Origin of the sequence: Labedaea rhizosphaerae, assembly GCF_004362825.1 — a bacterium.
Taxonomy (GTDB): domain Bacteria; phylum Actinomycetota; class Actinomycetes; order Mycobacteriales; family Pseudonocardiaceae; genus Labedaea; species Labedaea rhizosphaerae.
Genome location: NZ_SNXZ01000005.1, coordinates 259,375 through 271,660, shown reverse-complemented (window position 1 = coordinate 271,660; position 12,286 = coordinate 259,375). Strand labels below are relative to the sequence as shown.

At 72.4% G+C, this 12,286-nt stretch carries 6 protein-coding genes; 3 read left to right on the top strand and 3 right to left on the bottom strand.

The features are described 5' to 3' along the window. Positions 1-22 precede the first annotated feature (22 nt). Entirely contained in the window at positions 23-1,768 is a 1,746-nt protein-coding gene (locus EV186_RS27890; RefSeq protein WP_133852423.1) for a S9 family peptidase, read from the top strand. A gap of 93 nt (positions 1,769-1,861) precedes the next feature. After that, on the top strand, positions 1,862-3,130 hold the full coding sequence (locus EV186_RS27885; protein ID WP_208115820.1) for a lytic transglycosylase domain-containing protein: 1,269 nt from the start codon (positions 1,862-1,864) through the stop codon (positions 3,128-3,130). A 24-nt stretch (positions 3,131-3,154) separates the two neighbouring features. Here EV186_RS27885 and EV186_RS27880 read toward each other — a convergent pair whose 3' ends face one another. The 3 genes from EV186_RS27880 to EV186_RS27870 all read right to left on the bottom strand — a co-directional run bounded on the left by EV186_RS27880 (position 3,155) and on the right by EV186_RS27870 (position 11,420). After that, positions 3,155-5,011 (bottom strand): tetratricopeptide repeat protein, encoded by a 1,857-nt coding sequence (locus EV186_RS27880; RefSeq protein WP_133852422.1) that lies wholly within the window; start codon positions 5,009-5,011, stop codon positions 3,155-3,157. 272 nt (positions 5,012-5,283) lie between these two features. Further along, complete coding sequence (locus tag EV186_RS27875) at positions 5,284-10,752, bottom strand: ATP-binding protein (protein ID WP_133852421.1); 5,469 nt, start codon at positions 10,750-10,752, stop codon at positions 5,284-5,286. Between the two features lie 68 nt (positions 10,753-10,820). Then, positions 10,821-11,420: a M15 family metallopeptidase domain-containing protein gene (locus EV186_RS27870; RefSeq protein WP_133852420.1), complete on the bottom strand. Its 600-nt coding sequence runs from the start codon at positions 11,418-11,420 to the stop codon at positions 10,821-10,823. Positions 11,421-11,570: 150 nt separating this feature from the next. Here EV186_RS27870 and EV186_RS27865 point away from each other — a divergent pair, with 150 nt between their 5' ends. Further along, positions 11,571-12,263 (top strand): response regulator transcription factor, encoded by a 693-nt coding sequence (locus tag EV186_RS27865; RefSeq protein WP_133852419.1) that lies wholly within the window; start codon positions 11,571-11,573, stop codon positions 12,261-12,263. The last annotated feature ends 23 nt before the right edge of the window (positions 12,264-12,286 follow it).

Below are 12,286 nucleotides of genomic sequence, written 5' to 3'. Positions count from 1 at the left end.
CGCGTCCGGCATCCTGGGTCCCATGCTGACCGCGGAGATGGTGGTGGATGGCCGGATTCCCTCGGCGCCGGCGGTGTCGCCGGACGGCCGGCGGGTCGCTTACGTCGCGGCTCCTTTCGGCCGGACGGGCGACGTCCCGGAGCGGGAGCTGTGGGTCGTGGACGGCACGACGGAGCCACGGTGCGTGGCCACCGGCGACCTGAATGGCCCAAAGTGGACACAGGACTCGGAGTCGTTGCTGTACCTGGTCAATCGGCAAGTCCACCGCGGCGGCGAAGCGGTCACGGCCTGGCCCGGCGGCGTGGACGGATTCGTGCCACTGTCCGATGCGGACTCGTTCGCGATCATCGCCGAGTCCGGGCTGTGGCTGCTGCTCCACGGCGACGTGCGCGCGGTCGACGGGTTCGCCGGCCGCCACGTCGCCGAGGCGGCATTGCGGCCCGACGGCGCGGCGCTGGCCGTGCTCACCTGGGCGTCGCCGGAGATCGACCCGGGCCTGCTGACGCCCGCGCTGCACGTCGTCGACCTCGCGACCGGAACGGTGCGCGACCTGGGCACCACCCCGGCGGCTGCCGAGTCGCCGGTGTGGTGGCGGGCCGACGACGGCTGGCACGTGGCCTACCTGGCGTTGACGCCGCCCGAACTGCACGCAGGCACCGCCGTGTTCGACATCGGTCCGGACGGCGAGCACCGCAACCTGACCGAGGGCATGCCCGCGTGCCCGATCGAACTCGTCCAGACCGACGGGCGGCCGCTGGTGCTCGTCGCCGACGGCCTCGACACCACCCTGCGCGACCTGGACGGCGAGCGCGCCCGGTTCACCGGCCGGGTCGAGCAGCTGAGCGTGAGCCGCGACGGCCAGGTGATCGCGGCGGTGGTGGGCGACCCCACCTGGCCGAAAACCGTGTGCACGGGCCGGATCGGCGAGCCGCTCACCCCGTGCGCCGACCTGCGCCCGGAACTGCGGGACGTGACCTGGGGCAAGCAGCGACGGCTGGCCTACCGGGCCGAGGACGGTCTCGACCTCGACGGGCTGCTGGTCCTGCCACCGGGCAAAACCGAGGACGACGGGCCGTTCCCGTTGATCACCATCGTGCACGGCGGTCCCTACGACCGCTACGCCGACGAGATCACCCTGCACTGGGCCCCGTCCGGGCAGTGGCTGGCGCACGCGGGCTACGCCGTCTTCCTGCCCAATGCCCGTGGCGGCCAAGGACACGGGCACGCCTTCGCCGCCAGCATCGTCGGCGCGCTCGGCCAAGCCGAGTGGACCGACATCCTGACCGGGATCGACCTGCTCGTCGACGAAGGCGTCGCCGACCCGGACCGGCTCGGCATCGCGGGCTGGAGCCAGGGCGGGTTCACGGCCGCGTGGGCCGTCGGGCAGACCGACCGGTTCGCCGCGGCCCTGGTCGGTGCGGGTATCACCGACTGGGGCATGCAGGCGGTCACGGGGGAGTGGGGCGCGTTCGAGGCGGCGCTCTCCGGCAGCTTCGGCTGGGAAGGTCCGGGCCCGCACCCGCACGACCGGGCGAGCCCGATCTCCTACGCGTCGTCGATCCACACGCCGGTGCTCATCGTGCACGGCGCCGACGACACCAATGTCCCGCTGTCCCAAGCGGAATTCCTGCGCCGGGCATTGCGGCACCACGGCGTCGAGCACGAGTTCCTGGTGTACCCGGGCGAAGGTCATTCGCTGCGCAAGCGGGCGAACCAGCTCGACGTGCTGCACCGCACCAGGGCGTGGTTCGACCGCTGGCTGCGGTGACGCGGCACCTGCCCGGACGGGCAGTTCTGGTTGCGTCCAAGGGTGCCCGCGAGCAGGTTAAGACCGCCGGGGCCCGCTGTTGTACTCGAACGCATGTCGCATTCGTCGCACCGCAGGCGTGGTCGCAGGAAGCCGGCCAGCACGCACCTGGCCGCAGCGCTGATGCTCGTCGCCGCGGGGGTGAGCGCCGCGAGCAACGGAGGGCCGCGTGAGGTCCCCCAGGCGCTGACCGCGACACCGCCGGTCGACCCGTACGGTGTCGACGGCGGCACCGTGCCGCAGGACACCCAGCGCACCGAGCCGCTGCTGCCGCCCGCCGTGCCCGCGCCACCGGTGGTGGCGCCCCCGGTGCAGCCCGTGCACGACGCGCCAGACGTGGTGTCGCTTCCGGGCAGCGCCGGCATCCCCGGCATGGTGCTGATCGCCTACCAACGCGCCGCGAAGGCCATGGACCTGCGCGCCCCCGGCTGCGGGATCCCGGTGGCGCTGCTCGCGGCCATCGGCAAGGTCGAGTCCGGGCACGCCCGCGGCGGCCAGGTCGACGCGCGCGGCACCGCCCTGCGCCCGATCCTCGGCCCGATGCTCGACGGCGCCGGGTTCGCCGCCATCGCCGACACCGACGGCGGTGCGCTGGACGGCAGCGCCACCTGGGACCGCGCCGTCGGCCCGATGCAGTTCATCCCCTCGACGTGGCGGCACTGGGCCGTCGACGGCAACGCCGACGGCGTGGCCGACCCGGAGAACGTCTTCGACGCGTCGGGCGCGGCCGCGTCCTACCTGTGCGCGGGCGGTCGCGACCTGACGACACCGGGCGGCATCGACTCGGCCATCCTCAGCTACAACCACTCCGATGCCTACCTGTCGTTGGTGCGGGCGTGGCTCGCCGCCTACTCGGGCGTCGGCGCGGACACCATCGGGCTGCCGGACATCCAGACGGTCGCGGGCACCACGCCCCTCGACCCGTCGCCGCTCCCGCCGGCCGACGGTGCCGGTGGCCCGGGCGACGTCCAGGCGGGCAGTGCCCACGGCGGCAGTTCGACGACCACGACCCCGCCCACGTCGTCGACGACAGTGCCGCCGTCGACCACGGTTCCCCCGACCGCGCCGGGCTCGCCGGGTTCCCCCACCTCGCCGAGTTCCCCGACCTCGCCCACCAACCCGCCGGCTTCGCCGCCGTCGTCGGGCTCGTCGGGTTCATCCGGGTCGTCCGGCCCGCTCGCGCCCGTGCTCGACCCGGTGACCGGGCTGCTCACCTGCACGGTGTCCGGGGTCGGTGGCCTGCTGGGTGGCCTGTTGGGCGGCAACCAGAACCAGGACCTGAACCACAACGGGATCCCGGACGCGCAGGAGTGCGCGGGCTGAGCTCCGACCGACGATCGGCCGAAGTCAGTGGAGCTCGCGGTGGGCGGCGCAGGCTTGCCGGTGCTGCTCGTCGTCGAGCAAACCCAGGTTGTGCAACAGGTCCAGCACCGGTAGCCCGTTGCTGGCGCGGATGGCCCGGGTCGTGGCGAGCTGCGTGTACCGCTGCCGGCCACGGCTGTCGCCCTTGCCCGCGGCCACGATCGCCTGCTCCGCCGCGGTCACGGGGTCGTCCGGCACGTGGCTCGCCGCGACCGCGAGGTACTGCTCGGCCCGGGCGTCCTCGCCCCTGGCCCGGTGCACGGCGTACTGGCCGAGCGCGATCGCGTGCCGCATCGGCCGCAGGTCTCCCTGGCAGGAGCGCAGGAACCCTTCCGCGCGCTGCAAGTGGCGTTCGGCGGCGGCCGGCCGGTCCTCGGCCAGCGCACGGTAGGCCAGGCGCAACGACGCCTGCGGGTGCACCGGGCGCACGGCGAGCAGCTGCTCCCACACGACGGCGGCCCCGGTCGTGTCACCGGCCTGGTCGAGGCAGTCGCCCAGGCGCAGCAACGCGGCCGGGCCCGGCTCGCAGTCGGGGGTCGGCAGCACCTGCAGCAGCTGGCGCAGGTCGGTGACGGCGCTTTGCAGGTGACCGATGGCGTACGAGTTCTCCGCCCGCAGCAGCAACGGTTCCAGCGTGTCGGCGACGCTCTCGACGTGGTGCACCAGCACCCAGTCGAGCAGTTCCCGCACCGCGTCGGCGTGGTGGCGGGGCTCGGCGTGCACGAGCACCCGCGCCAGCCCGCAGGGCAGCGCCCTCGTGCCCGTGGAGCTCGACAACCGGCTGGCGACGTGGTCGAACGCGGACCGGAAGCGCCCACACACCACCAGGGCCCGGGCCGCCTTCAGGACCTCGCGCTCCTCGGCGGTGACCGGCGGAACCGGTTGGGCCGCATCGGGTTCCGGCCGTTCCTGGCGCCACGAGTCCAACACGACGGCGACCCGGCCCGGCTCGATCCGCTCGCCGGGCGCGGCGGTGGCCGGGGTCGCGGTCCACCCCGGGAACAGCCGCGGCATCAACCGGACGATGCGCAGCGGGCCCGACCCCCGCGGCGTCGTCGGCTCCTGGCGAGCCAGGTCCGTTCCTGGTGGGCGGCGCGGGCCGCCGGTGCGGTCGGGCACGTGGATCCACGCCGGTGCCTGGAACTCCTTGTCGGCCGCGACGACCGGCCAGAACGATCGGGCCGCCAGGCCGTGGCGCTCGTGGACGATCACGTCGTGGAACACATCCTCGGACACGATCAACGCGACGTCCGAGGCCGGGTAGCCGACCAGGGCCGCTCGCAGCACCGAGCAGTTGACCAGCCGCGCGACCCCGATGGTCACGTCGTCGGAGAAGCCGAACGGCGTCGTGTGCAGCGTGCCCTGGGCGATGCTCAGCCGGACCCGCAACCGTTCGCCCGCCGGCTGGACCTTGTTGTACCGGCCCAGTTCCGCGGCGAGGCTGCGGGTGAGCGCGGCGATCATCGCCGACTCGTCGATGTCCCCCGGGAACACGATCAGCGCGCCGTCCCCGGCCGCGTGCATCGTCCACCGTTCGATGGGCACCGCGATGGATTCACCCGCCAACCGCAGTGCCTCATGCACGACCGACGCCGTCTCCGCGCGTGCGCCGCCTTTCGTCCGGCTCGACCACGCGGCGATGTCCAGCGCCGCGCACAACCGGCGAACACCGTCGGGAATGGTGTCGTTCCCAGTTGCCGATTCGATCACCAACTCGATTCCGGGAACCATGGCGCGGTGCGCGTAAGCCGAAGCCGCGCGCACGAACGGCCTCGTCATCCGCACCGGCGCGATGGTCGTCGAATCGTTTGATTGCCTGGGCTCGTTCGACTGCTCTGACATCTGGCCCCCTTGTCCCCCGACCAGCAGGTGGCCCATTCTGACAGGCTGCGCAACCCCACGCGATTCGGGGCACGGCGATTCTCCGGAGTGGCCACACATTTTGCTCTCGACATGGGAAACGTTGCCGAGAATGGTCCAAATTGGAAGATCGAATCATTGAGAAACCGGTCGGTCGTACTGTTTGGTCACGCATCGAACACAAGAACGCCTCGGACACAAGAACGCCGCCGGCCCCCGGGGAGACCCGGGAGCCGGCGGCGGACTTGGTCGGACTAGCGAAGGCCGGACGTGATGGCCTCGATGATGCGCGGGCGCAGCTCGGCGGCGCGGATCACCGCGTCGACCGAGCCGACCTCGACGGCGCGCTGGATGTTGTGCACCTTGTCGAACTCGGCGGCGACCTCGTTCAGCTTCTCGGTGCGGACCGACGTGCGCAGGTCGTCCAGCTCCGCGCTCAGCGTCGCGCGGTCGGCGCCGGTGGCCGCCTGCAGGCGGGCCTCCAGCTCGCGCACCCGCGGGTCGGCGGCGGTGCGGGAGTTGACGTCGCCGGCGAACACCGCGGCCGCGGCCGGGGCGCCGCCGAGCACCGAGGCGAACGAGCCCTCGATGGCCAGCACGGTCATGTTCGGGTTCAACGCCTTCGAGAACACCACGAACGCGCCACCGTGGTACCGCGAGATCACCACGAACACGATGGGCCCGCGGAAGTTCACGATCGCGCGGCCGATCTCCGCGCCGTACTCCAGCTGGAGCTTGCGCATCGACTCGGGCGACCCGTCGAAGCCGGACAGGTTCGCCAGCACCACCAGCGGCCGGTTGCCGCTGGCGGCATTGATCGCGCGGGCCGCCTTCTTCGACGACCGCGGGAACAGCGTGCCCGCGGTGTAGGTGTCCGGGCCGTCGGTGGGCGGGAACCCGCGACGGGGCACCGAGCGGGACTCGATGCCCAGCAGGCACACCGGGATGCCGCCCATGTGCACGTCCTGCACAGCCGCGGTGTCCGCGTCGGCCATGCCCGCCCAGCGCTCCAGCACCGGGTGGTCCTGGTCGGACACGGCCCGCATGACGGTCCGGATGTCGAAGGGCTTCTTGCGGTCCGGGTTGGACTGCACCGAGAAGATCTCGCCCACGGTCTTGAAGTCGCTGTCGACCACCGCGTGCGGGAAGTCCGAGATGTCGCGGTCCACCGGGTCGGTGGTGACCGCGCGCCGCGGCGCGTCCTCGCCCGGCGCCACATAGGCGTGGTCGTAGTGCGACATCAGCACGTCGCGGGCCGCGGCCAGGTTCGGTGCCCAGTACTGCGCCTGGCCGTTCGGGCCCATGACGCGGTCGTAGCCGCCGATGCCGAAGTTGTCCTCGGCCGACACGCCACCGGAGAAGTCCAGCGCCTGCTTGCCGGTCAGCACCATCGCCGAGTCCGGCGTCATCACCAGGATGCCCTTGGTGTGCATGAGCATCGTGGCCTCGGCGTTCCAGTACGGCTGGGCGCCGACGTTGATCCCCGCGACCACGATGTTGATCTCGCCGCCGTCCTGGGTGAACTCGACGATCCGCTTGAGCGCGGCCGCCACCCAGTCCATGTTCTCGGTGCCGGAGGTCATGGAGACCCGGGCCCCCGACGACAGCGAGTACCACTCCAGCGGTACCCGCATGGACTCGGCGAGGTCGAGCGCGGCGATCACGCGGCGGCACTCCGGCTCCGACAACGCACCGAGCGACTTGGTCGGGTCGCCGAGGAGCACGACCCGGGTGACGCCTTCGGGGTAGCGCTCGGTGCGGGTGGTGACCACACCGGCGACCATCGCGGCCTTGTTCTGGCCCTTGGGCCGGTCGACCGGGACCAAGGCATTGTTCTCGTCGAGGTCGTGCTCGACGAACTCGCCGAGCATCGACGTGAGCTCGTACGGGTAGACGGTGTTGCGGCTGGCCGCGCGCAGCACCTTCTGCCGGTAGTCGTCCAGCGGCTCGACCGGCGCGTCCGCCGGGTCGCCGAAGGTGAGGTGGCTGCCCCCGGCCGCATCGAAGGAGATCCGCACGGTCGTCTTCTCCAGCTGACCCGTCTGCGGGTGCCGCTGGCGCGCGATGAACAGGATCTCCTCGAGGCCCGCGCCCGCCGTGGTGGGCAGCACGCGGTCGGCGATCATCTCCAGCTCGGCGCGGGTGAGGTCGCTCGGCGGCCACACGTAGACGACGATCCTGTTGGTGTTGAAGCGAGTCCGCGACGGCCGGCGCGACTGCGCGCGGCGGATCGAGTCGAGGCACGCGGCGATGGTGTCCTCCGCCGTGGGCAGCGAGACCAGGCGCCCGTCGTGCTCACGCAGCTCGGTCAGGTCACGCACCTGCGCGAAGGCCACCAGCCGGTCGTCGGACGGGTTTTCCCGTGCGACGCACTGGAAGAGGTAGACCTCCTCGTCGGAGGACGGCAGGCGCGTCAGGTCGAACTTGCGCAACCGCTCGAGCTGCATCCGCTGCGCGATGTACGGGTGCAGGCCGCGGATCAGCCGCTCCTCGGCCATGCCGGTGGTGGTCGGGCGGAACGTGAAGTGGTGGTGCATCACGGCGTTGCCGCTGCCCGCGACCGTCAGGGTCAGCCTGCGGACCAGGTTCGGCAGCGAGTGGGTGGCGACCACTTCGTGCAGTGCCGCGGCGGCCGAATCGAAGTCGTCGGGCTGGTTCTCCCACGACAGGTAGATGTCCGCGTCGTAGGCGTGCTCGCCGGTGACGAGCTCGGCGAGCCCCTGCAGTGCGTCGCCCAGCGCCTCGAACCGCACGGCGGCGCTCGCCAGGCGGGCGTCGGCCCGCTCCGCGACGACGAACCGGCAGCCGGAACGCTCCTCGGCGTGCACCCCGGTCAGGCCCTTGTTGCCGTAGTAGCGGCGGGTCAGCACCTCCAGCATCACCGAGTTGTCGGCGACGCCGCGGGCCAGGCGCTGGCCCAGCAGCCGCACCAGCGGCTCGGTGCTGCGCACCATCTCGGCGATGCGCTCGGCGCGGTCGGCCGCGTCCGGATGCTCGTCGAGGTGGCGCAGGTGCTTGCGGACGTCGGCGTAGACGCGGGCCCGGTTGCGGCGCAGCAGTGGCTGGCCGAGCCAGGTGAACACCACGCCACGCGCGAGGTCGGACACCGCCGGGAAGCGGACCTGGGTGGCCGCGACCAGCCGCTCCAGGGCGAGACCCACCGGCTCGCGCAGCGACTCGCCCGGCGGGGGCTCGCGCAGCCACGAGCGCAGCAGCGTGGTGACCACGGCCGCGTCGGCCGAGGCACGTTGCTGGGCAAGGAAAATCCGGAAGACCGCGGCTTCCAGCTCCGGCGTGCGCTCGAGGTCGGCGACGCCGTAGTGCGCGAGCGCCGTGCGCAGCTTGGCCTGGAACGACTCCGGCAGCCCGGCTCGCTCCACGTCGAGGCTCTGCAGGTACGTGTGGAAGTACTCGCGGGCACTGTGCACGTGGTTGTTGCCACCGGTCTCCGGCTCGCCGGCCGGCCGGTTGCGGCTGAGCTCGGCCAGATCGGCGAACACGCCGATCAGCTCCAGCTCCTCGGCGATCGTGCGGCCACCACTGGCGTTGACGGCCTTGCGCGCGGCGAGGTAGTCCGCGAGCACGCGGCCCTCGTCGTGCGGGTCGACGTCGTAGCCGAGCAGCAGACCACTCAGGCCTTCCAGACCGCGGCGGGCGCGATCGGCCGCGGGCACGTCGGCGGGTTCGGCCGGCAGGTCCAGCTCGACGGCCTCGCCAGCCGGGTCGTCGGCGGCTTCCTCGTCGTCGTCGGCGATCGGCTCCAGGCGCAGCAGCGGGGCCCCGGTCTCGACCTGGCTGCCGACGGAGACCGGCAGTTCCTTCAGCCGGGCCTTGAACGGCGCACGCAGCACCGTCTCCATCTTCATGCTCTCCAGCACCAGGACCGGCGCGCCGGCCTCGACCTCGTCGCCGATCGCGAGCGGGGTCGCGACCACGAGGGCGGGCGCGGGGGAGCGGACCACGCCGCCCTCGTCGCGGCTGACCCGGTGGGTCACGCCGTCGACCTCGACCAGGTGCACGGGGCCGTGGGTGGCGGTGAGCAGCCGGTAGCGGGCGCCGTTGACGACGATCTGCCCGGTGTCCTGGTCGAACCGGTCGAGCTCGACGTCGGCGGTGCGGACCTCGTCGCCTGCCTCGATGCCGACCCGGAACCGGGTCGCGCCGACCCGCGCGACCCGCACGCGGTAGCCGATGCCACGCAGCTTCAGGTCGAGCGGGCGGCCGCTGCGGTGCTGCACCTGCGGGCGCCCACCGAACGCGGTGGAGAGCAGCCGCTGGCGCTCGGCGCGCTCCTCTTCCTCGTAGGCCTCGATGGCGGCCGCGGCGAGCGCGACCGCGGAGTGGCGGTGCGAGACGAGCCTGCCCTCGCCGCGGACGCGGTCGATCCAGCCGGTGTCGGCGCTGGCGTCGATCACCTCGGGCTGGTCGAGCAGGTCGAGCACGAAGCTCTTGTTGGTGGCGCCGCCCTCGATGATCACGGTCGTCTCGGCCATCGCGCGGCGCAGGCGGCCCAGCGCCTCGTCGCGGTCGGCGCCGTAGGCGATGATCTTGGCGATCATCGAGTCGAAGTCGGCGGGGATCGTGTCGCCCTCGCTGACCCCGGTGTCCACGCGGATGCCCGGCCCGGCCGGCAGGTCGAGGCGGGCGATGCGCCCGGGGGAGGGCGCGAAGTCGCGGTCGGGGTCCTCGGCGTTGAGCCGGGCCTCGATGGCGTGCCCGCGCTCGGCCGGCGGCGTGCCTTCGAGCTTGCCGCCACCCGCCACGTACAACTGCGCCTTGACCAGGTCGAAGCCGGTGGTCGACTCCGTGATCGGGTGCTCGACCTGCAGCCGGGTGTTGACCTCGAGGAACGCGAAGAGCTTGTCGCCCGGGTGGTACAGGAACTCCACCGTCGCGGCGCCGCGGTAACCCACGCGCACGGCGAGGCGCTCGGCGGAGGACTTGAGCTCGGCGGCCTGCTCCGGCGAGAGCAGCGGCGACGCGGACTCCTCGATGACCTTCTGGTTGCGCCGCTGCACCGAGCAGTCGCGCACGCCCAGCGCCCACGCGGTGCCCTGGCCGTCGGCGATCACCTGGACCTCGACGTGGCGCGCCCCGGTGACCAGCCGCTCGAGGAAGACGATGCCGCTGCCGAACGCGCGGGCCGCCTCCTGGCTGGTGCGCTCGTAGGCGTCGGTCAGTTCGTCGGCGCTGGCGACCATGCGGATGCCGCGGCCACCGCCACCGGCGGTCGCCTTCAGCATCAGCGGGTAGCCGATCTTGTCGGCGGCGGCGATCGCGTCCTCGAGGGTCTCGACCGCGCCCCGGCTCCACGGCGCGACGGGCACGCCGACCTCTTCGGCGATCAGCTTGGCGCCGATCTTGTCGCCCAGCTGACGCATGGCGTCGGCGTTCGGGCCGACGAACGTCACGCCTACCCGCTCACAGAGCTCGGCGAACGCGGGATCCTCGGCGACGAAGCCCCAGCCGACCCACGCCGCATCGGCGCCGGTCTCGACGAGGGCCTGTTCCAGCACCTTGAGGTCAAGGTACGGGCGCGCGGAAGCCGGACCGAGGTCGTAGGCGATGTCGGCCTCGCGCACGAACGTCGAGTTCTTGTCGACGTCGGTGTACAAGGCGACGGTCTCGATCGGCCTGCCGGTTTCCGCGGCCAGGTCACGAGCGGCGTGGATGAGCCGCATCGCGGCCTCACCACGGTTGACTATGACGATGCGGCTGAACACGCGTGTGAGGGTACTGCGGTTGGAAAGCCCCCTGGCGTGAACTCCAGGCGCGCTCCGCGCCCGCGCGATCAGCGCTGCAGCGACCCGCGACCGCCGGCCTGCCGAAAGCTCTGCGACCTGCCCGAACGCGGGTCCGGGACGGACATGACCACGGTCGCGGCCTCGGCGGCGACGCCGGGGTAGGGCAGCCGGGGCGGCGGGGTCCAGTGGTGTTCGAAGTGCCACCACTCGTTGTCGTAGCGGCGGTAGAGACCGAACGCGGCACCGTGTTCCTCCAGCCACCGCGCGCCCTCGGTCGGCCGCACGTCCAGGGCGATCCCGCTGACGTGGGACGACTCGTCCGGCGGCAGCACCCGGCAGCGCGCGGCGGCGACCGAGCCCGTGCGCCGCACCTCTTCCATGAACATCCGGTGCTGCAGGGCCGCGTCCCGGTGCCCGCAGGTCAACCCGATCAGCTGGTGATCACGCCAGAACGCCAGGGTGCGGGCCTCGGTGAAGGCCCGGGCGGTGGCGGCCGTGAGCCCACGCAGGTCCTCGGCGGGGAAGCGCAGCCCGAGCGCCCACTGGCACGCGAAGTAGCGGGCCCGCCTGGGCGACCGTAAGAACGCCGCCGGCAGCAGGGCGACGGCGAGGACGCGGGTCACGGCGGCAAGCACGCGAGGATTCATGACACCCACGTTCGGCCGCTCACGTGCGCATCCCGTGCGGGGAACCACACCGTTCTGCAACAGTTCCGCACGGAATCGGCTGTTACCGAGCCATGACACGGCGCGCACGTCGCCATGAGGTGCGGCGAGGATCCTGCGATAGTGAGTGCCATGCCCAAGGTGTTGTTGATCGAGGACGACCAGGCCGTACGCGACGGCCTGCGCATCGCCCTGACCTACCAAGGGCACACCGTGGACGCGGTCGGCTCCGGCGAGGACGGCCTGGCCCGGATCAGCGGCGGGGACGTCGACGTCGTGGTGCTCGACCTGATGCTGCCCGGCATGGACGGCTTCGAGGTGTGCCGGCGCATCCGCGCGTCCGGCGACCTGCCGATCATCATGCTGACCGCCCGCAACGACGACATCGACGTGGTCGCCGGACTGGAGGCGGGCGCCGACGACTACGTCGCCAAGCCCGCGCAGGCCCGCGTGCTCGAGGCCCGGATCAAGGCGGTGCTGCGGCGCACCGGCGGGCAACGCCCGGCGGGCACGCCGAAGCCGGCGCTCGAACGGCACGGCAAGCTCACCATCGACCGCGAGGGCCTGGTCGTCACCAAGGACGGCGTGCCCGTCGCGCTCGCGCCGACGGAACTGCGGCTGCTGCTGGAGCTCTCGGCGTCGCCGGGCCGCGTGCAGAGCCGCCAGCACCTGCTGGAATCGGTGTGGGACCAGGGTTACCTCGGCGACTCGCGGCTGGTCGACGCGTGCGTCCAGCGGCTGCGCGCGAAGATCGAGGACGACCCCGCGGCGCCGGTGTACGTGCAGACGTTGCGTGGCTTCGGTTACCGCTTCGGCCCGCTGTGATCGGCCCGCTGTGATTGGCCCGC